Origin of the sequence: Actinomyces bouchesdurhonensis (assembly GCF_963540955.1) — a bacterium.
GTDB classification, from domain to species: domain Bacteria; phylum Actinomycetota; class Actinomycetes; order Actinomycetales; family Actinomycetaceae; genus Pauljensenia; species Pauljensenia bouchesdurhonensis.
The window spans coordinates 17,151-37,606 of sequence record NZ_CAUTSL010000021.1 but is presented as its reverse complement, the minus strand read 5'-3'; the positions used below and the strand labels follow the sequence as shown (position 1 = coordinate 37,606).

The following is a 20,456-nucleotide window of genomic DNA, read 5'->3' as shown; positions in this document are numbered from 1 at the left end:
TGGAGGACCAGAAGATCAGGTCGCCGGCTTCCATGGAGCCGATCGGCACGTGCGTTCCGTAGCCGTATTGGGCGCGCGAGAGGTGTGGCAGGTACACGCCTGCGCTTTCCCAGGCGAGCATTGTCAGGCCGGAGCAGTCAACGCCGCCGTAGGATTCGCCACCCCACACGTAGGGCACGCCCAGGTAGCTCTGCGCGGTTGCGATGGCGGTGGATGCTCCGCCGTAGGAGTAGGAAGGCTCCTCGTCGGAGTAGCTGGGTTCCTCGTAGGAGGGTTCATCGTAGGAGTACGAGGGTGTATCGTCGTCGTCTTCATCGTCTGAGGAGGACGAGGCCTGGGTCGCGGCAGCTGCATCGGCTTGGCGTTGGGCGGCGGCTGCGGCATCGGCCTGGCGTTGGGCTTCCGCTGCTGCGGCTGCCTGTTCGGCTGCGACGCGCGCGGCTTCTTGGCGCTCGGCTTCGAGGGCGGCTTCGCGTTCGTTAATGAGTTCGACGGTGGTGTTTTGTTTGTTGGCTAGTTCTTGGATGTAGGAGGTGCGCTGGGCTGCGACGATGGCGGCTTGGTTCTGCGCGGCTGTGGCCGCCTGGTTGGCCGCGTCGGTGCGCGCTTGGACCTCGTTGGTCGCGGCCTGCTGGTTGGCGAGCGCTGTTGTGGCGGCCTGGCGGGTGACCTGGGCGACCTGTTCGAGAGCTGAGACGGTCTGCATCTTCGTTTCAGCCGAGGAGGAGAAGGAGTTAATGCTGGCTTTCTTGCTTTCGACGCTACGTAGACCGTCGGAGTTGAGGTAGGGGGCGATCGCGTCGAGCGATCCGCCGCCGCTTCGGTAGGCGGCCTGGGCGACCGAGGCGATCTGTTGTTTTCCTTCGGCGAATGCACTCTCGGCGGCGGTGGCGTCGGCTTCGGCTTGGTTGGCGGTCGCGGTCGCTTCAGCAAGCGCGATCTGCGCTTCATTGAGGTTTTCACCGGCGATCTGCGCGTTCTGTGTCGCGGTGGCGGCTGTGGCGTTGACTTCTGCCAGTTTGACTTCGATTTCGGCCACGCTCATCTGCGCTGCTTCTTCGGCTGCCTGCGCGGCCGCGATTTCTTCCTCGGAGGGAACAGCTTGCGCCATGTTGGGCAGGACCAGCAGGGCGCTGGCGGCAAAGACCGTCAGGGCCATGCGAATGGTTCCGCGTCGTCTCATCATCGTCTCATCTCGTCTGCGTGTGCGGGTGCCAGTGGGGGCGTTCTGAACAAGAGACTATCCACTTTCGCCACACTTGGCAACAAACACACCACATCCCTCATCTTTCACACATGCATCAATCGCAACATATGCATCATTGGCAACATTAAAATTAGCTAATTACCGAAAAACCTAAGCTCAGATTGCCTATATATGTATTTCCTCTCACACTTTTCATCGTTGCTCCGAGAAAGACCCCCAACCCGTTACACACGTCCGCCATCCGGGACCACTTCGCCACGACCCGGCCCATGACGAACAATGGACACCATGAACCGTCGAATGTGCCGCTGACTGCGCGTCAGCACAAGCGACTGCCGCGCAGTCCCCCGCGAGCGGGACGCGCCTCGACGCATTCTCATATCAACCAATGAGCGGCCCGCCCGGGGATCCAAGGACGACACACCCCACCCCAACTTTTAGGAGCCGCCACATGAGTGCCAACGACTGGTCCTTCGAAACCAAGCAGATTCACGCCGGATACAACATCGACCCCGCCACCGGCGCGACCGCCCTGCCCATCTACCAGACCTCCTCCTACGCCTTCGAAGACACTGCGCAGGCAGCGAGCCGCTTCGCACTGCAGGAGCTGGGACCCATCTACACGCGCCTGACCAACCCGACGACCGACGGCGTCGCCGCCCGCATCGCGGCCCTCGAGGGCGGCGTCGGCGGCCTCCTCGTCTCCTCCGGCCAGTCCGCGACCGCCCTGTCGATCCTCGCCCTGGCCGTCGCCGGCAACAACGTGGTCGCCTCCCCCTCCCTGTACGGCGGCAGCGTCACCCTGCTGAAGAACACGCTGGGCCGCCTGGGCATCGAGGCGCGCTTCGTCCCCGACCCGCTCGACCCCGAGGCCTGGCGCGCGCTCGCCGACGACAAGACGGTCGCCTTCTACGGCGAGACCATCCCCAACCCGCAGGGCGACATCCTCGACATCGAGCCGATCGCAAAGGTCGCCCACGAGGTCGGCGTGCCCCTCATCGTCGACAACACGGTCGCCACCCCCTACCTGGTGCGCCCGATCGAGTGGGGCGCCGACATCGTCGTCCACTCGGCCACCAAGTACCTGGGCGGGCACGGCACCTCGATCGCGGGCGCAATCGTCGACTCCGGCAACTTCGACTTCGCCTCCCAGCCCGAGCGTTTCCCCCTCTACAACGAACCAGACGAGTCCTACCACGGCCTCGTCTACGCCCGCGACCTGGGCGTCGGCGGTGCGCTGGGTGCGAACCTGGCGTTCCTGCTGCGCGTCCAAACCCTCCTCAACCGCGACCTGGGCGCCGTCACCTCCCCCTTCAACGCCTTCCTCATCTCGCAGGGCATCGAGACGCTGTCCCTGCGCGTCGAACGCCACGTCTCTAACGCCCTCGCGGTCGCCCGCTTCCTGGAGGCCCACCCGGACGTCGAGTCCGTCAACTACGCGGGCCTGGAGTCCTCCCCCTACTACGAGCTGGGCAAGAAGTACGCGCCGCTGGGCACGGGCGGCCTGCTCTCCTTCGTCATCAAGGGCGGGTACGAGGCCGGCCGGGCCTTCGCGGACGGCGTACAGCTCCTGCCCGTGGTCGCCAACATCGGCGACGCCAAGTCCCTGGTCATCCACCCGGCCTCGACCACGCACTCGCAGCTCACCGAGGAGGAGCTGGCCAAGGCCGGCGTGGCCCCCGGCACCGTGCGCCTGTCGATCGGCCTGGAAAACATCAAGGACATCCTCGCCGACCTACAACTCGGCTTCGACGCGGCCCGCGCGGCCACGGCCTGACCCACGCCGTCGGCGGCCTCGACGAAATACACACTCCTTATGCGCCGAGGCCGCCGCGTCCCTCCCGCTCTCACGTCACCGCTCACGCGAAAGAAGGACATCATGAGCCGCCACAACCTGCCCCCCGCCCCCACGACTGGAGCGTGGCGCGAGGGCGACCCGGTCGCTTTCCGCAAGTTCGCTAACCTGGGCGCCCAGCGCCTGGAAAACGGCGAGATCCTACCCAGCGTGACCCTGGCCTACGAGACGTGGGGCACGCTGGACGAGGCCTCGTCGAACGCTGTTCTCATCCTCCACGCGCTCACCGGCGACGCCCACGTCTACGGCGAGACGGCGCCCGGCCAACCAACCCCCGGCTGGTGGGATCAGATCGTGGGTCCCGGACGCATCATCGACACGAACCGCTACTTCGTGGTGGCCGCGAACGTGCTCGGCGGCTGCCAAGGATCGACCGGCCCGGCCTCGCTCGCGCCGGACGGAGCGCCCTGGGGTTCTCGCTTCCCCGTGATCTCCACGCGCGACCAGGTCCGCGCCGAGGCCCTCCTGTCCGACCTCCTCGGCGTCAACACGTGGGACATCGTCATCGGCGCCTCCCTGGGGGGCCACCGCGCCATCGAATGGGCGGTCACGTACCCGCAGCGCGTGCGCCGACTCGTCGTCGTCGCCTCCGGCGCACAGACGACCGCTGATCAGGCCGCGTGGACACACACGCAGATCCGCGCCATCGAGCTGGATCCCGCGTGGCGCGGCGGAGACTACTACGCGGGTCCCGGCCCGACCTCCGGCCTGGCGCTCGCCCGCCAGATCGCGCACACCACCTACCGCTCCCCCTCCGAGCTCGACGAACGCTTCGGTCGCATCCCCCAGAACGACGAGGACCCCCTGCACGGGGGTCGCCTCGCGGTGGAGTCCTACCTGGACTACCACGGCGAGAAGATCCTGCGCCGCTTCGATGCCGGCTCCTACGTGACGCTGTGCCGCACGATGCTCTCCCACGACGTGGGCCGCGACCGCGGCGGCGTCGCTCAGGCCCTCAGGGCCGTCACCGCCCGCACCCTCGTCGTCGCCGTCGACTCCGACCGGCTTTTCTTCCCCGAACAGGTCTGGCAGATGGCCTCCGGCATTCCTGGCGCATTCTACCGTGAAATCCACTCCGACCACGGGCACGACGGCTTCCTCATCGAGCACGACCAGCTCACCGCACTGCTCAACGAGTTCCTCAACGAGCGCATCCCCTCGCGCGCATCCTCCTTCGCCTGATCAGCGCCGCTTTCTCCCCGAGGCCGCCCCGGCTTCTCCTCCTCATCGACGAGGCGCCGGCGGCCTCGCGCGTTATGCTGACCCAATGAGCGTTACCAGCAATCCCACGCACGGCGGCGAGCTCACCCCCGACACGAGCGGCCTGCCCGACTTTTCCGGGGTGGCCCCCCAGGCCTCGTCGGACGATTCGATCCCCGAGCGCGACGTCATGGCCCCCTGGGGCCAGGCCGGCCCTCCCGGGCCCCAGTGGCGCGCCGACATCCTGGGAGAGGGCTACGAGTCGCGCACGATCGAGCTGATCGACGACGCGGAAGGCCCCTGCGTCGCGACCCTCGTGCGCGCGCGCCCACCCGAGAACCCACGCCTCACCATCCTGTACCTGCACGGACGCAACGACTACTTCTTCCAGACCGAGATGGCGGATCGACTGCGCCAGGCGGGGGCCGCGTTCTACGCGCTCGACATGCGCAAGTACGGGCGATCCCTGCGCCCCCACCAGACGATCGGCTACACGGATGACCTGTCCGTGTACGACGAGGAGATCGGCGAGGCCATCGAGATCATCCGTGAGGAGCGCGACGACGAGCCCCTAATTCTCATGGGACACTCAACGGGAGGACTCATCGCGACCCTGTGGGCACACCGCCACCCAGGCGTCCTGGCCGGCCTGATCCTGAACTCAGCGTGGCTGGAAATGCAGTCGATGGCCGCCTGGCGCGGAGCAATGGCCCCCGTCATCGGGCGCATCGCGTCGCGCAACCCCATGTGGGAGGTGCCCTCCGGCGGGGCAGGCCACTACGGGCGTTCGCTCGCTGGGCGCGCCACCTCGAAGCTTCCAATTCCCGAGGGCTTATCCCCCGACGACCCGTCCGTCGCGGGCTGGCCCATCGCACGCGAGTGGAAGCGCCCCGAATCCTACCCGGTGCCCGCCTCCTGGCTCGAAGCCATCATGGCCGGGCACGAAACGGTCGAGAAGGACGTACACCTGGAGTGCCCAGTCCTGTCCATGGTGTCCACGTCGGCCTATTTCGGCGACGAATGGAACGAGCGGGTCTTCACCTCCGACACGGTCCTGAACCCGGTCGTTATCGCCCAACGCAGCCTCGACCTGTCCGACCTGGTCACGATCGCCCGATTCCCCGGCAAGCACGACCTGCTTCTCTCCGACGCACCCGTGCGCGAACGAGTGCACGCGACGATTGCCGGCTGGCTCGAGGCCTTCGTCGGCTAGGATTCGCGAAACGTCAGTGGCGCGCGGCGCGGCGCTCGCGGGGCGCGTGCGCATACTCGCGCACGATCTCGCGGTTGACCTCGTCGAGGGCTTCAGCGAGGGTCGGACCCAGGCGGTCGCCAATACGCACGAGAGTCCACGCGTCGATGTGGCCCAGGCCACGGGCGGTCAGCAACGTGTCCAGGGACGGGTAGGTCAGGCCGGCACCGGAGATGGTTCCGCCCGCCGCCAACACCAAGTCATCCGGTAGCCCCAGCTCGCCGCGCGCCACGAGGGGCGTGTCCTCGCCAAGGATCTGCGCCAGGGTGCGCAGCCCGGCCTCGTCGCGCCCGAGGACGGGCACACCCTCGCCACGGGCAGCGACGACCTCAGGCGATTCTTCCGCGTGATCCACGAACGAGGCCGTGGCGGCGTCGGTCGCTCCGGCGTCGTTGAGTTCGGCTGTCCCGGCCTGGGCGCGGCGCGATGCGCGGCTGCCAAGGTGGGCGGGGCGCTCCCATCGGGGCGTCTCTTCCTGGGTCACGTCCTGGAACTCCTCGTTGTTGTCTGTCTGCTCGGGGGCGAACACGGCGTTTTCCTGCGGGTGGTCGTGTTCGTCCCACTGGTCACGGTCATCCAGACTACCGTCTCCGCGGTCGTCATGGTCATCCACGCCGTCCGCTTCGTGGACGCAAGCATCATCCTGATCGGCTTCAGGGTGTTCCTGGCCCAGGTCGACCGCGTCGTCGTCCTCGCCCTCGTCGGCGTGACCTGCCTCTGCCTGATCGACCTGGTCGGGTGCGTCATCGCCCTGGTCGGCTTGCGCGGGTGCGCCGAGTTCCGCCTCAACGTCGTCATTACCTTCGTCGCCCTCGTGATCACCGGGGCCAGGCACCTCAGCGTTAGCTTCGTCGCGCAGGTCACCCTCGTTCGTATCACCCTCCGGTGCGAAACGATCGTCAGCCTCGTCGGTGTGCTGATCTGCGTCGCGCTCGTCCGCGACGCCGTCGTCGTTGCCGTCAGCCACGTCCGCGGCCTTGTCGCTGGCATCCTCCGGAGCGCCTTCCTGTTCAGCAGGTTTCCACGGCGGTGGCGGTTCTTCATCCACCGAATAGCTGAACACATCGCGCAAGTGAGGGGCGACCTTCGGGGTCGGACGCGTCGTCGGGGTGTCCGCGCCTTCCGCGTCTCCCTCGGGATTCGCGAATGCCTGGTCGGTGTCCTCCGTCTCGGTGACGGTATCAGCATCGATGGATGCACCGATCTCGGGGGCTGGTGCCGCGGACCCTAGGAGCTGCGGTGCGTGACCATACAGGCGCGGGCCGACGGCGTTCACGTCGAGGAACAGGCGACCGTTGGACATCTGACGCAGGTTCATGAGATGAACCTCAACACCAGAGGTAGCCAAGATCGACAAGGCGGGGCGCACCGAGGGGTCGATCTCGCCCGCGACCATAATAAGGCGCGGGCCAGGGCCGACGGCAGGGGGCATTGAGTCCCGGAACTGCGCCCAGCCCGCACGGAAGCCTTCGGGACCCGACGGGTACTCAGCAGCCAGGTCAGACCACGAGAGTGAAGCGACTACGGCGAGGCGCGACAGCGACGTGATAAGAGTCTCGGAGTCAAGGAGTTTCAGGATTTCGACGGAGACAATCTGCCCTGTCACATCAAGGGCCGTCAGGCGCGGGGTCTCCTCGTCAACCTGACCTGTCATGTCACGCCAAGTCACCGGAAACAGGGGTCGCGAGACAATTTGGAGGACCTGCTGGCAGATAGCGTCAACCAGCTCAGGACCCAGATCATGCGCAACCGGGTATCCGAATTGAGCGGGAACGAGGTGTCCATCCTCGAACTCAAACAGGGCCATCGCACTTTCCTTCACATGTATGGGACGCTCGTGGCCATTGTTTCATACGTTCCAAAAGAAACGCAGAAGACACAGGGAGTTTGCGATAGATACCACGTAAGCATCGGGAAGAGGGAGGCTCGTCGCCGACCACCCACACCCCACACCATTGCCTACCGAACGGACAGGATTGGCAAGTACGTCGCTTCCACTGACCACCCAACCCCCGCCCCAACACCAGGAGCGCCAATCTTTCCACCTCACTATCCCCACCCTCCTGACACATGCTCGCTAACCATGCGCAAACCCCTCCGACGCAGGAAAGCAATCATGTACGATAGAATATGGCGCGCACAAACCAGGTACACCATCACCTTCCACCTGGTTAAACGGCTGCACGCCAGGCATCATCCCACGAGCGAGGCGAGGATCAATGGGCAGAAAGTTCCTGCACGTCGTTGAATATTCGACGCCCGAACCACGAGTTCCGGCGTCCGATGAGACGCGCCTTGAACTCTCACCCTACTGCCTGAGCGCCCAGACTCCCCCGCGCACATACCCCAACACTTCTCAATCGGTCAGTCCGCATTTGCCACCCATTGAGCGCATGCCGGTCCCCGTGACACCCTTCCCAAAGATGTTCCACGACGATCCCGAACCCGCCTGACACCCCACCACCCCGGCGCCCGCGCGCCCAAGCCTAACCCCCTCCACCTCTACGCCACCTCACGCGACCATCCGCACAGCGGGAAGTCCCACCCCACGCGCCGAAGCCATGACACACTGAGCGTATGACCGACAGCTTCCTGTCTGACCTGCGCGCACTCATCGACGTCGACGCCTCCGTCGGCACGCGAGCGCGCTACTCCTCCGACGCCGGCCTCACGCGCATCCCGCCACTGGCCGTCGCCTTCCCCCGCACGCCCAAACAGGCGATCGCAGCCTTCGAACTCGCCCGCGCCCACGGCGTCCCCCTCACCGCCCGAGGCGGCGGCACCTCCTGCGCGTCCAACGCGATCGGCCCCGGCCTCGTCCTCGATTTCTCGCGGCACATGAACCGCGTCCTCTCCATCGACCCCGAGGCCCGCACCGCCACCGTCGAACCCGGCTGCGTCGGCTCCACCCTCCAGGCCGCGGCAGCCAAGCACGGCCTGCGTTTTGGCCCCGACCCCTCCTCCCAGAACCGCGCGACGATCGCCGGCATGGTCGCCAACAACGCGTGCGGCCCGCACGCAACCGCCTGGGGGCGCACCTCCGACAACATCGTCTCCCTCGAGTGCATCGATGGGCAGGGACGCCGCTTCACGGCCACTACCTCGCACGATTCGGCGCTGCGCGACGTGCCAGGACTGGCCTCCCTCATTGACACCAACCTGGCCCCCATCCGCACGCAGCTCGGCCGCTTCAAGCGCCAGGTCTCCGGCTACTCCCTCGAACACCTCACCCCCGAGGGCGGGCGCAACCTCGCCGCCATGCTCACCGGCACCGAGGGCACCCTCGTCCTCATCCTGTCCGTCACCGTGCGCCTCGTGCCCCTGCCTGACGCGCCCGTGCTCGCCGCCCTCGGCTACCGCTCCATGATCGAAGCCGCCGACGACGTGCCCGCCCTGCTGGCCCACTCGCCCCTCGCCGTCGAAGGCATGGACCGGCGCCTCGTCGACGTCGTACGCGCCCACAAGGGCCCCGGCGCCGTCCCCGCCCTGCCCGAAGGCGAAGGCTGGCTCCTCGTCGAGGTCGGCGCCCCCGGTGAAGACGTCACCGCCTCCCTGGAGCGAGCACGCGCCCTGTGCGCCGCCTCCGCCGCCGTCGACACGGTCGTGTACCCGCCGGGAACCCAGGCCTCGGCCCTGTGGAGGATCCGCGCCGACGGAGCGGGCCTGGGCGGGCGCACCCCACCCGACGGCGCTGGCGGCGGCGACCAGCAGGCCTGGCCCGGGTTCGAAGACGCGGCCGTCCCACCCGAAAACCTCGGCGCGTACCTGCGCGACTTCACCGCCCTCATGGAGGAGTTCGACATCGACGGCCTCCTGTACGGGCACTTCGGCGACGGCTGCGTGCACGTGCGCCTCGCCATGCCGCTCGAAACCCCCGAGGGCGTCGCCCACTCGCGCGCATTCCTGCAGTCCGCGGCCCGCATCTGCGCCGCCCACGGCGGCTCCGTCTCCGGCGAACACGGCGACGGGCGTGCCCGCAGCGAACTCCTGCGCTTCATGTACACCCCCGAGATGCTCGACCTGTTCGCCCGCGTCAAGCACCTCTTCGACCCGGACAACCTCCTCAACCCCGGAGTGCTCGCCGCCCCCATGGACCAGGCCGAGGCCGCCTCCCGCGCACGGGCGCGGGCTCTCGCGGCGCGCAGTGGAGGTGCCAGAGAGCTGGCGGCCAACGGCGTGCCTGACTCTGCCTTCAGCTTTCGTGACGATGCGGCCACCAGTCGTTCCGGCCTCGCCCCTGCCGTCGGCGCGAGCGGCGCCCCCGCCGACGGCGCGCTCGAACTCCAGCCCGGCGTTGACCCCCTCGATGCGAACCTGCGCCGCGTCGCCGCCCGCCCCATGCCCGCCGACGGCGGCTTCGCGTTCACCCACGACGGCGGCGACTTCACGGCCGCCGTCCACCGCTGCACGGGCGTCGGCAAGTGCCGCGCCGGAGTGCCCGGCACGTTCATGTGCCCGTCCTACCTGGCCACCCGCGACGAGAAGGACGTGACCCGAGGGCGCGCCCGCATCCTCCAGGAGGCCGCTAACTCGCAGCTCGTTCAGGCCATCGACTCCCCCGAAGTCCTCGAGGCCCTTGACCTGTGCCTGGCCTGCAAGGCCTGCTCCGCCGACTGCCCAGCCGGCGTCGACATGGCCCGCTACCGCTCCGAAGCGCTCTTCCGCACCTACCGGGGGCGCCTGCGCCCCCTCAGCCACTACACGCTCGGCTGGCTGCCGCGCCTCACCCGCGTCACCGCGCGCGTACCCGGCCTCGCTGCCGTCGCTAACGCCATCATGTCAGTGGCCCCCCTGCGGTCGCTGGCCTTCCGCATCATCGGACTCGACCCTCGCCGAGGCATGCCCGCCCTCCAGTCCGGCACCGTCACCGCGTGGGCCCGCCGCCGCAACCTGCTGGCGGGTACACTCCCGGCTGGCGACGCAGCATCTTCTTTCACCGCGACTTCCGGCACTGCGGCTCGCGACACTGCGGCTCGCGCTGCCGCGACTTCCTCAGCCGCGACTTCCTCAGCCGCAACTTCCGCAGCCGCGACCGATGCCCGCGAGCGCGGCGGCACCCCGGCCTCGTGCGACTCCGCCCGCGAGCGCGAGGCGGCCACTGCCTCGTCGATGGTGGGCTCCCCGATTTTGAGCGGGCCGCGCGACCCCGGCGGGCGGCCGTACGCGCTCGTGTGGGCGGACTCGTTTAGTCAGACCCTGGACGGCACGGGGGCGCGCGCGGTCGTCGACGTGCTCGAGGCGAACGGTTTTGCGCCCATCGTCGCGCCCGACGCGTGCTGCGGGCTCACGTGGATCACGACCGGACAGCTGACGGGCGCCAAGAAGCACTTGGCGTCGTTGCTCGGCGTGCTCGCGCCCTTCGCCGCTGCGGGTATCCCGATCGTCGGCGTCGAGCCCTCGTGCACGGCGGTGCTGCGCGACGACCTGATGGACCTCTTGCCGGATGATCCGCGCTCGGCGCTCGTGTCGGGTGCGACGCACACCCTCGCCGAGGTGCTGTCGGCTGTGCCCGCGTCGTCGCGCAACCTGCCGAGCCTGGAGGGCGTCGAGATCGTCGCGCAGCCGCACTGCCACCACTATTCCGTCATGGGGTGGGACACGGACCAGGCGCTGCTCGAGTCGCTGGGTGCGCGCGTCACGCGGCTCGAGGGCTGCTGCGGCCTGGCCGGGAATTTTGGCATGGAGGCGGGCCACTACGACCTGTCGGTCGCGGTCGCCTCGCATTCCCTGCTGCCGTCCCTGTCGGCCCAGCCGGACGCAGTGTACCTGGCGGACGGCTTCTCGTGCCGCACCCAGGCCGCGCAGCTGGCGGGCCGCAGGGGCGTGCACCTTGCGACGCTGCTCGCGGGGCACGCTGACTGATTGCCGTTGCTGCGGCGCTCCGCGGGTACTCCGGGCACTGCTCCTGTTCCGGGCGCCGTCGCACCTTGCTGTGGGGCCGGGCTGCTTTGTGTGCAGGTGGGCGGCGGCCCGCCCGCGAGCCGTCCGCGCCGCGAGCTTCGCTCGGCGCGTCGTCTCGAAGCCCGGCCAGGCCCTGCCACCGCCCACCTGCACCGCAACCAGGCCCCACCGGCACCCTCCACATCTGTGGGGCCTGATGCACTGGCGCATGTTTCGGTGCTTCGCCCCGCAGCGGCATCCGTTCGTGATTACGTCCACGCATTCGCTTGTTACCGATGAGGTGTTACACCCGATCGGTAAGGTTCAACCTCTTCTGATCGGGTTGAATGTTCCCGATCAGGTTGAATCTTCCCTAACGGGTGTAATCCTCTCGCGCGGTTCCCCAACGATTGGCAGCCATATGGAACCGACGCTCCGGTCCATCACATGCCGACGTGGGTTTCGCCCACAGGCCCTGAGCCGAGGATGGAATCACGGATTGGAAAGGCCCCAACAGCTCACTTACCAAGGACCTCAGTTGCGTCAGATCCTCATAGTCTGGCCACGAGAATCGATAGATTGTCCAGCCAGCGCCACGTAAATCATTTTCACGTTGGATCCAGTCACGCTTCGCCCGAGCAAAGTCGGCTTCGTTCTTTCCGAGCTTTCCAATCCCATCGAACTCGAAGATGATCATGAGTCCCGGAATAGCGATGTCCGCAAAATAACGCCTCCCGTTGACGACGATCTCGAACTGGGTCACGACCTCGAAGGCACTCACCGACTTCACCACCCACAAAAGAGCGGCCTCAGCAGGGTTCTGGCAGCCCGGGTCAGCGGCAACAATCAGGCGTTTAGCTCTCCGGAAGGGGATAGTTTCTTTGCCTGTCGCGCGTTCTTCGAGCCTTGCCAGCATATTGGCCCGCAGACCATCCGAACGTTGCCGGTCCACGTCCTGCGTAAACACTGAAAATTGCGACTGTCGATTGAGCAGCATACACAGTGCCACGAAGGCACTTAAGTGTTCAGAGAAGAGAGCCATGCGCACTCCAGCATCAACGATTCCTTCGACGGTGATGCCCTCTACTTGCTCAAGCTCCGGCGCATTGGGTGGCACGACGCTCCACCGGACCGAGACAGCAGGCACCCGAACAGCCTCCGCTTGGACTGCGCGCAGCAATTTGTGCCCACGCCGCGAAGGAGTCCACACGCAAACATCGGGGTTCGCTTCCCACAACGGAATACCTCGAGCAACGAGCGCACTGGCTCCGATGAAGACACGATCTTCACTCCCCGCATGCTGCACAGCCAACAATCGTGCTCGTGACACGGCTTCCCAGACAGCCCATCGCGAACTCAGGAATTGAGCATCGTCGACGCGTACGTAGCACCCCTTCATGATGTGTAGATACACGCATGTATCTTGCATATCGCGAGGAATTCGACAGCCCGACGATGAACGAATTACGGTCAGCTGATTGTCACTCATATGTGGATGATTGCAGCACGGCGAAAGCACCTCACCTAGAACGGCTGCCCCTGTGGAAAACACACGACACGAACAAAGGACTGTGGATAAATGCCCCCCAGCTCCTGACAATGGTGGCCGACAACAGCACCTGCCCAGGTATTCACTTGTTACCGATGAGGTGTTACACCCAATTGGTAAGGTTCAACCTCTTCTGATCGGGTTGAATGTTCCCGATCAGGTTGACCCTTGCACCAAGCATTTCCCATCCCAGGCCCATCCACGCATCAGCTGCTCGTTCATCGCGCCGCACGCACCAGGCCCACAACCTTCGCCGAGGCCGGGGCACCCGTCACGCGGGCCCAGCGAGCCACGACATCAGGAACATCGATGGATGGATCAACGAGCAGAGCCGTTGACAGGGCCTCAGCCAACACACCCGACGAGGCCACGACACTGACTTGTCGCACACCTGCATGAGCGGGATACCCCGTGCGCGGGTCGATGATGTGGTGGTCCAGCAGGCGCGAGGAGGGTGCCGCCCCATCGGCGTGAGAGGACACGGTAGCATCGGCCGCGCACGCGGGTGTTTCACGGGTTGTTTCACGCAGGGACGAGGCCTGCCCTCCCCCGGTGGGCGCGCCGGGCTCGCTAGCAATAACAGTGGGGTGAGTACGGGCAGCAGTGCGAGCCTGCGCGATCACACCATCAGAGCCAGTGCCACCCGCGACGGAACCCTCGCCTGACACGCCACCGCTGGCATCACGACCGGCACAGTCCCCACCGTCCTGCGCACCGCCATGCACACAGCCAGCCGCGCCTGTTTCACGCGATGTTTCACGCGCGTGAGGATCCGATGCAGGTACCGACACAGGATCCGGCGCAGCCCCCGCACGCACACGACCCATCGGTCCGAGGTTGTCCCCGGACGTCGACAGTGACGCCATATCACCCACGGGAAGTTCCACGACGCCAGAGACGACCGTGGGCGCGCCGTTCGGGTCGCGCACGCCTGCGCGCCACGGGGAACCGTCGGCGCGGGTCCCGAACACCGACACCGACGACGTCCCCACCGACACAAGGACACCGCGCGCCCCCATGGAGACCGCCAGGTCGCGGCACGCGTCAGCGGTGTACCCCTTCGCGACGCCCCCCAGGTCGAGACGGGGGCACGGCACTCCGTCACGATGCCGTCGGCCATCCGTCGCGGACACGCGAGCGCCCTCGGAGGAGGCGCCTGCGGCCTGATTCTCACGCGAGGCGTCAAAGGGGTGTCCGTCGCCGCTAACGTGGCCGCGGGCATCGGTAAGCAGGCCGCGGGCATCGGTAAGCAGGCCGCGGGCATCGGTAAGCAGGCCGCGGGCCCCACTGCCGCTTGCGGCGTCGGCGGGTGCCTGCAGCGTCCAGCGCCGCTCGCCGACGCGCGACAACAGGTGCCACGACGAGGCGCGTAACGCTGCCTCCACAACGCGCGAGGACGGCGCAGGAGGCAAGGGCCTGCCCGCAACAAACGCCGCCCGCATTGCCTTGACATCCCACGCGGCGACAAGCGGCCCGATCATCGGGTTGAACGCGCCCCCGGTCGCCTCCGCGAGCGCCAGCGCGTCACGCAGCAGGCGGTCGGTGTCCTCACTAACGACGAGGCCGGGGCCGCCCCCCGCGTCAGCGGCTCTTTCGTGGGATGGTTGCGGACGGTGAAGCGGAGTGTCCGGATCATCTGTGACTGAAGCGGAAGCTGTCACGCAGTCGGGTGATGAGGCGGCGCGATGAGCGGCGTCTGCGCGCGCGTCACCGGCCGCCGACAACGCCTCGCCACCGTGCACGTCGTGACAGCGCGCGGCGTTCAGCCGCGACACCTCGGAAGAGGAACGAAACACGCTCCACAGGTCTTCGTGGCGCGCCACGACTTCGACGAGGGCACTGACGATCGCCATGCCGTCCCCGCCCCACCCGATGACGTCCACGCGGGTGCCCATCGCGGGAAACGAGGAACGCCAGGTGGGTGCGGTCCCCGCAGCCTGTGTATCCGTCGCGTCTTGGGGGGCGGCCCGCGTGTTTGTATCCGCCCGATTGGCGCCAACTGGGGTGTCCTCGCCGCCTGTAACGGCGGCGGTCTGGCGGGACCTGGCCACGGCCTCGTCCCCCGAGGGGATGCTAACAGGCGTCCCCGCGCCGCTCGGATCAGTCGTCGGAGTTCCCGAGGTCGGCGTCCTTCGTGGAGTCGTTGAGGCCGGGGATGTCGATGTCGTCGGCGCCGTCGGGGGATACGCCCTGTGCGGCGGCGATGGCGCGGATGGCTGCCTGCACGAACTGTTGGTGGGCGACAGTCGCGCCGGTGATGACGTCAACCTTGGCGGGGTCGCCGACCTGGGTCAGGTTGTCGGAGTACTCCTGGTAGGAGGCGACGGCGGCCTGCGCTTTCTTGTAGTAGTCCTGGTTGAAGACCTCGCCCGAGGAGCTCTTGCCGTAGTCGGCGCCCTTGTCAGTGCCGTCGGCAAGCGTGGTCTGGTAGGTGGTCGCAGTGATGTGACCACCCTCTACGGTGATCGTGATCGTACCGATGGAACCTTGGTCGTCGGGGTTGGACTGCGCACTCCAGGTGCCGTCGCTCATGGGCTTACTCATGTCGAGGCCGGTGGAGGGCGTGCACGCGGCCAAGATGGTTGCGCCGAGCGCGCCGAGGACCGCGAACGAGGCCGGGGCGATCCATCGCGAACGGGTGGTGTCGGCGGGTCGGGCGGTCATCGTACTTTGTCCTTTCCGCTGCGCGCGTCGCCGTCACGGCCGGGCAGGACGGGCCCGGAGGCGTGCGCCGCGAAGTCGTGGTCGTGCCAGGTTTCTTTCACGACCTTACCGTGATCGAGCCGAATCTCGCGCTGGCCCTGTTCGGCGACGAGCGCGTCGTGTGTGACGACCATGAGGGTCGTGCCGTCGCGGTGGAGCTGGTTGAACAGGTCGAGGACGATCTCCTCGTTGGTTTCGTCCAGGTTTCCGGTGGGCTCGTCGGCGAGGACAAGCTTGGGGTAGTTGATGAGGGCGCGGGCCACGCACACGCGCTGTTGTTCGCCGCCTGAGAGTTGGCGGGGCAGGTGGGTGGCACGATCTGCGAGGCCAACACGGTCGAGGGCTTCGAGGGCTTCTTTTTCGTCGGGCATCGAGTGGTAGTACTGGGCGACCATGATGTTTTCGAGGGCCGTGAGGTGGCCGATGAGGTGGAACTGTTGGAAGACCAGGCCGATGGTGCGGCAGCGGACTTCGGTGAGTTCGTCGGCGGTCAGGTCGGAGATGTCGTGTCCATCCAGCATGACGGTGCCCTTGGTGGCGGTGTCCATGGCGCCGACGATGTTCATGAGGGTGGTTTTGCCGGAGCCGGATGGGCCGACGATGGAGACCCATTGGCCGCGCGGGATTTCGAGCGAGACGTTGTCGAGTGCGTGCAGGTCGCCGTAGATTTTGGAGACGCCCTCCAGGGTGAGCAGGGCGTCCGTGGTGGCAGGCGAGGCCTGGGTTGGCTCGTGTTCGTTGAGCGCCGAATCGGGGGTGGTGTCGGGGGTTGTCATGGTGGTTCTCATTCTCCGCGCAGGACGAGCGCGGGGTCGACGGCCAGTGCGCGGCGCACGGGCGGGAGGCAGGCGAGGACGGCGATGAGGATCGAGCAGGCGATCGTGCCGATGAGGATGAGCGGGTGCAGCGAGATGGACCGGTGGAACACGGAGGTGGAGATGAGGACAGCGAGGCCGTAGCCGGCTCCCGCACCGAGGATGCCTCCGATGAGGCCGAGCATGATTCCTTCGCCCATGAATTCCGTGGTGATGGAGCGGGCAGTGGCGCCCAGTGCTTTGCGCAGGCCGATTTCGTTGCGTCGCTCGGTGACGACGGCGATCATCGTGGTGGACACGCCGATCATGGTGAGGGCCAGGACGATGACGGTGATGACGACGAGCAGGGACCGCAGCATGGTGAGGACGCCCGTGTCGGATTGGGCGAGGCGTCGCACTGTCTGGGCGTGAATGTCTGGGTTCGCAGCGTTCATGCCGTCGGCGACGGCGCTCAGCGCGTTGCCTTCGAGGGCGATGGAGTATTCTGCGAGCGACACGGTGCCGCTGGTCCCGGTCAGCGCGTCCATGTCTTGGGTGGACATGTAGACGTAGCCGTCTTCGTTGCCGCCTGTCTTCAGGATGCCGGAGACGGTCAGGGTGACGCTACGCGGGTCGGGTTCCAGGGCCGAGGCCTGGGCTGATCCTTGTGTTCCGGCTCCGGACTGTGGGCCTTGGGTGGCCGGGGAGGTGGATGCGCCCGACTGGGTAGCAGCGTCGTGGCTCGTCGAGGCCTGTGGCGCGGCACCGACTTCGGCCTGCGCTTGGGCGGCCTTCGCGGAGGCTGATCCGTCGAGCTGGCTGATCGTGATCGTGGAGCCTGTCTTGACGTCGATGGTGGAGGCGATCTGTTCTCCTACGAGGACCTGCCCGGACTCACCTGGCCACTGCCCATCCACGTACCAGTAAGGGTTCATGGAACGCACGGCCGCCAGGTCTGTTCCACCGGCCACATACGGCTGGTCGTTGATGGTGACGGTCTCGTAGTCGAAGGCCGCGGATCCGACCAGCGCACCCGAGGGAACCATACTGGTTGCGGCCGCCACGGCCTCGTCCGTGAGGACCCCATCCCCGGCAGGCGAAACGACGAGGTTCGCGCCATAGGAGCGGATCTCGCGGGCCATCTGCGCGGGCACGTCCACCGCGATCGTCACGAGACCCGACAGGGTCGTCGCGCCGATTGCGACGGCGAGGACCGCGATGAGGACGCGGGAGCGGCGGCGCAGGATGGAGGAGATAACCATCCGCCAGAACATTGCTCGTCTGGACATGGGAATCACCTTCCGTGGAGGACTTCAGCCGCGTTGAGGCGCAGCAGGTAACGGATCGCTGGGATGGAGGCCCCCAGGACGACGAGGATGACGAGGACCGCGACGAGGCCCACGACGACGGGCGCGAAAGCGATCGAGGAGTGGAACACCATGTATCCGATTGCCTGGGCCAACGCGAGGCCAGCGCCGTAACCGACGACGCCGCCGACCAGTCCGATGATGATCGTCTCCGTCAGGAACAGCGCGATGATCTGTTTGTCTTTCGCACCGACGGCCTTCATGAGTCCGATTTCGCTGGAGCGTTCCATGACGCCAGCAGTCACGAGGTTCGCGATGGCCAGAGCGGAGGCGATCAACGCCAGGACGGTGACGAGGACCATGAGGAGCTGAGTCTTTTCGAGGATCGTACCTTCGGACTGGGCGACCTGGCGGACAGGGCTAGCGACAGAGTCCGTCATGACTTCCTCGATCTGGTAGGCGATCGACGAGACGTAGGCCGTGCAGTACCAGGTTTCTTTTTCTTTCACCGTCAGCGAGTTCGGGTTCTTCGCAGCCTTGCGCGCCAAGTCGTTGTCCGGCGTGGTCAGGGCTGAGACCTCGACGCTGCCGACTGCCCCCTCACGCCCGATGAGTGCCTGCGCCTGCGCCAGCTGAATAAACACGCCGCGGTCAGCGTCGTCGCCGCTGGTGATGATGCCACGCACCGTGAAGTCGCGCGTGATCCCCTCGCGGGTGAGCGTGAAGGAGTCGCCGACGGCCAGCCCGTGCGCGCTAGCGTAGGTCGACCCGACGACCGCTCCATCCGCGTCGTCGTCCGCAGGCCACGCGCCCTCCAGCCCCCACCATCCGCGGAGCCTGTCCAGGCCTGTTTCGACGCTCTCGCCTGTGGCCAGTTCGAGGTGGTGGCTAAACCAGGTGCCCGTGGTGGGCACGTGCTCGCCACTGGCGTTCGTGGCGGACACGTTCAGCAGGGGCGCAAAGTCCAAGATGTTGTAGGTCCAAAAGATCGTCTTAATGTTGCCCAGCTCGTCTTCGCGCAGGTACGAGTGGGCCTCGGCGGCCTCGCCCGTGTTGTAGAGGTCATCGAGGACGGCTGCGCCCTGAGGACGCACGACGATGTTGGCACCGTACGATTTCAGTTCCTGGTTGACCTTGTCGCCGACGTTAAACATGACGGAGAGCATGGACGTGGCCACGCACGCTCCCAGCGCGACCGTCAGCGCGATCATCAGGTGGCGGTTCCCTCGCCGGGTGAGGGCTCCGCGAATCATTCGTAGAAACACTGTCAGCCCCCTACTTCACGAAGACAGAGGCCGAGGCCTCGAGCACCGAGATCGGAACGGTCAGCGTGCCGTTGGAGACCTTGTATTCAATGGGGATCGGGTTGCAGCCACCCTTAAATCCGATGGTCGCGATGTTCATCGCCACTTCACACAGCTTGCAGATGACCTTGCCGTCCTTCTCGTAGTATCCGGTTGGCCCGCAGATTTCGCATGCGTCCAAACCGACCCCGAAAGCGGACCCCGCCTTCTGGATGACAATGAAACGCACCTTGACACCACTGGAGGTCGTGTACTCGTAGCGGTGCAGGTGTCCGTCGGAAATGTCGGCCAGGTTGACGCTGACCTGGTCGTCGACGACGCTGTACGACTCGGGGGCTGAGAGTTCGACCTCCTGGCTGCCGTATGCGACGCCAACGGTGATGAGCAGCGCGCCGCACAGGTAGCCGATCGCAGCGGTGCCAGCCATGGACTTATATAGGCGTGAGCGGGCTCGTCCCAGGCGGCCCTCCGCCGGGTTCGATCCCACGGTCGGGATCGAGCGGGACGCGCGCCAGGTCAGCACTGCGACGACGCCCAGGGACAACGCAGCCACGATCGTAAAAACAGCCTCGTTGTTGATGAACCAGACGATGACATCCCACGATGACTTGGGAATCTTGATCCAGTGCTTAGCCTTCATGATACGCACGAACAGCAGGGCGTAGTTAACCAGCAACGACAACACGATGACGACGGCGGGCCACAGTCGGTTATTCCACGAACATATCCGGTAGCACAGCCACGCCAAGAAACACACGAGGACCCACGCCAGCGCGTAGCCGAGGATCGCGAGCACCATCGGTGTTGAATAGATTTCAACGCCGCCCGACGTCATCATGACCGCCTGGCTCATAGCCACAGGTACGCAACGGAACAGCGTCAACGCGATGACGAGCGCACCCACGATGCGCACGATGAAATCACCGAACAGGGGGGTTTCCATCGACGAGGCCGCCTGAGCCTCGTCATCTGCGTCCCCTGGCAGGTGGACCCGCATGCGACGCGACCGCAGCGCGACCAGCGCCAGGAAGACGATGCCGAGAACAACAGCAAGCGGCAAGGTGATGAGGGCGACGACCTGACGGTCCACGGCCTTGGGGGCCTCGACGTTAATAATCGTCAGCACCAGGGAGGAGACCATGCCCAGTCCGACGCCTAACCAGACTGCCCACGAGCGCGACTGACGTCCGCGCCTGCCATGGCCCGCGGCCGGCATGAAGCGGATGACGGCACCGACGACAAGCATCGATAGCAGCAGCGTCAACGTCGCTTCACTCATCTGTTGAAGCATTGGCTTTCCTCTCGCAATTAAGGTTCACCGAAGCCATTGGGCCCCGATGACGAGTCTAGTCCCCTCACGGGGCGATGGCCGAGGCGAGCGGTCCCATACACGAACCACCGCCTC

General features: G+C 66.4%; 13 protein-coding genes. 4 read left to right on the top strand and 9 right to left on the bottom strand.

The window, feature by feature from the left end; all coding sequences use genetic code 11:
• The coding region (locus tag RYL44_RS05240; protein WP_314975308.1) for a C40 family peptidase at positions 1 to 1,183 on the bottom strand (1,183 nt) is incomplete at its 3' end.
• Between the two features lie 475 nt (positions 1,184 to 1,658).
• Between RYL44_RS05240 and RYL44_RS05235 the strand changes: the two genes are divergently transcribed.
• The 3 genes from RYL44_RS05235 to RYL44_RS05225 all read left to right on the top strand — a co-directional run bounded on the left by RYL44_RS05235 (position 1,659) and on the right by RYL44_RS05225 (position 5,475).
• On the top strand, positions 1,659 to 2,984 hold the full coding sequence (locus RYL44_RS05235; protein ID WP_314975307.1) for an O-acetylhomoserine aminocarboxypropyltransferase/cysteine synthase family protein: 1,326 nt from the start codon (positions 1,659 to 1,661) through the stop codon (positions 2,982 to 2,984).
• 102 nt (positions 2,985 to 3,086) lie between these two features.
• On the top strand, positions 3,087 to 4,244 hold the full coding sequence (gene metX, locus RYL44_RS05230; protein WP_314975306.1) for a homoserine O-acetyltransferase MetX: 1,158 nt from the start codon (positions 3,087 to 3,089) through the stop codon (positions 4,242 to 4,244).
• Between the two features lie 85 nt (positions 4,245 to 4,329).
• Positions 4,330 to 5,475: an alpha/beta hydrolase gene (locus RYL44_RS05225; RefSeq protein ID WP_314975305.1), complete on the top strand. Its 1,146-nt coding sequence runs from the start codon at positions 4,330 to 4,332 to the stop codon at positions 5,473 to 5,475.
• Positions 5,476 to 5,488: 13 nt separating this feature from the next.
• Here the strand turns inward: RYL44_RS05225 and RYL44_RS05220 are convergent, their stop codons facing one another.
• Complete coding sequence (locus RYL44_RS05220; protein ID WP_314975304.1) at positions 5,489 to 7,321, bottom strand: putative sodium/potassium/calcium exchanger; 1,833 nt, start codon at positions 7,319 to 7,321, stop codon at positions 5,489 to 5,491.
• 770 nt (positions 7,322 to 8,091) lie between these two features.
• Between RYL44_RS05220 and RYL44_RS05215 the strand changes: the two genes are divergently transcribed.
• The gene (locus RYL44_RS05215) at positions 8,092 to 11,376 is read left to right on the top strand and encodes an FAD-binding and (Fe-S)-binding domain-containing protein (protein ID WP_314975303.1); all 3,285 of its coding nucleotides are present in this window, start codon (positions 8,092 to 8,094) and stop codon (positions 11,374 to 11,376) included.
• A 391-nt stretch (positions 11,377 to 11,767) separates the two neighbouring features.
• Here the strand turns inward: RYL44_RS05215 and RYL44_RS05210 are convergent, their stop codons facing one another.
• The 7 genes from RYL44_RS05210 to RYL44_RS05180 all read right to left on the bottom strand — a co-directional run bounded on the left by RYL44_RS05210 (position 11,768) and on the right by RYL44_RS05180 (position 20,342).
• Positions 11,768 to 12,883: a hypothetical protein gene (locus tag RYL44_RS05210; RefSeq protein ID WP_314975302.1), complete on the bottom strand. Its 1,116-nt coding sequence runs from the start codon at positions 12,881 to 12,883 to the stop codon at positions 11,768 to 11,770.
• A gap of 278 nt (positions 12,884 to 13,161) precedes the next feature.
• Positions 13,162 to 14,994 carry an FAD:protein FMN transferase gene (locus RYL44_RS05205; RefSeq protein ID WP_314975301.1) on the bottom strand — a complete coding sequence of 611 codons (1,833 nt, stop codon included), beginning with the start codon at positions 14,992 to 14,994 and terminating at the stop codon, positions 13,162 to 13,164.
• Between the two features lie 49 nt (positions 14,995 to 15,043).
• Positions 15,044 to 15,607: an FMN-binding protein gene (locus RYL44_RS05200; RefSeq protein WP_073982661.1), complete on the bottom strand. Its 564-nt coding sequence runs from the start codon at positions 15,605 to 15,607 to the stop codon at positions 15,044 to 15,046.
• Positions 15,604 to 16,422, bottom strand: coding sequence for an ABC transporter ATP-binding protein (locus RYL44_RS05195; RefSeq protein ID WP_276740661.1), 819 nt, complete (start codon positions 16,420 to 16,422; stop codon positions 15,604 to 15,606). Before RYL44_RS05195 ends, RYL44_RS05200 begins: the two co-directional genes overlap by 4 nt.
• Before the next feature lie 8 nt (positions 16,423 to 16,430).
• Positions 16,431 to 17,729 carry an ABC transporter permease gene (locus RYL44_RS05190; protein WP_314975300.1) on the bottom strand — a complete coding sequence of 433 codons (1,299 nt, stop codon included), beginning with the start codon at positions 17,727 to 17,729 and terminating at the stop codon, positions 16,431 to 16,433.
• A 5-nt stretch (positions 17,730 to 17,734) separates the two neighbouring features.
• Positions 17,735 to 19,000, bottom strand: a complete 1,266-nt coding sequence (locus RYL44_RS05185; RefSeq protein ID WP_314975299.1) for an ABC transporter permease — start codon at positions 18,998 to 19,000, stop codon at positions 17,735 to 17,737.
• 22 nt (positions 19,001 to 19,022) lie between these two features.
• On the bottom strand, positions 19,023 to 20,342 hold the full coding sequence (locus tag RYL44_RS05180) for a DUF2318 domain-containing protein (protein WP_314975298.1): 1,320 nt from the start codon (positions 20,340 to 20,342) through the stop codon (positions 19,023 to 19,025).
• Between the last annotated feature and the right edge of the window lie 114 nt (positions 20,343 to 20,456).

Coding starts and splice junctions, on each gene's coding strand:
- RYL44_RS05190 (WP_314975300.1), bottom strand. CDS start 17,729: ATGTCCAGACGAGCAATGTTCTGGCGGATGGTTATCTCCTCCATCCTG.
- RYL44_RS05180 (WP_314975298.1), bottom strand. CDS start 20,342: ATGCTTCAACAGATGAGTGAAGCGACGTTGACGCTGCTGCTATCGATG.
- RYL44_RS05210 (WP_314975302.1), bottom strand. CDS start 12,883: ATGAGTGACAATCAGCTGACCGTAATTCGTTCATCGTCGGGCTGTCGA.
- RYL44_RS05225 (WP_314975305.1), top strand. CDS start 4,330: ATGAGCGTTACCAGCAATCCCACGCACGGCGGCGAGCTCACCCCCGAC.
- RYL44_RS05195 (WP_276740661.1), bottom strand. CDS start 16,422: ATGACAACCCCCGACACCACCCCCGATTCGGCGCTCAACGAACACGAG.
- RYL44_RS05200 (WP_073982661.1), bottom strand. CDS start 15,607: ATGACCGCCCGACCCGCCGACACCACCCGTTCGCGATGGATCGCCCCG.
- RYL44_RS05185 (WP_314975299.1), bottom strand. CDS start 19,000: ATGATTCGCGGAGCCCTCACCCGGCGAGGGAACCGCCACCTGATGATC.
- RYL44_RS05215 (WP_314975303.1), top strand. CDS start 8,092: ATGACCGACAGCTTCCTGTCTGACCTGCGCGCACTCATCGACGTCGAC.
- RYL44_RS05220 (WP_314975304.1), bottom strand. CDS start 7,321: ATGGCCCTGTTTGAGTTCGAGGATGGACACCTCGTTCCCGCTCAATTC.
- RYL44_RS05235 (WP_314975307.1), top strand. CDS start 1,659: ATGAGTGCCAACGACTGGTCCTTCGAAACCAAGCAGATTCACGCCGGA.
- metX (WP_314975306.1), top strand. CDS start 3,087: ATGAGCCGCCACAACCTGCCCCCCGCCCCCACGACTGGAGCGTGGCGC.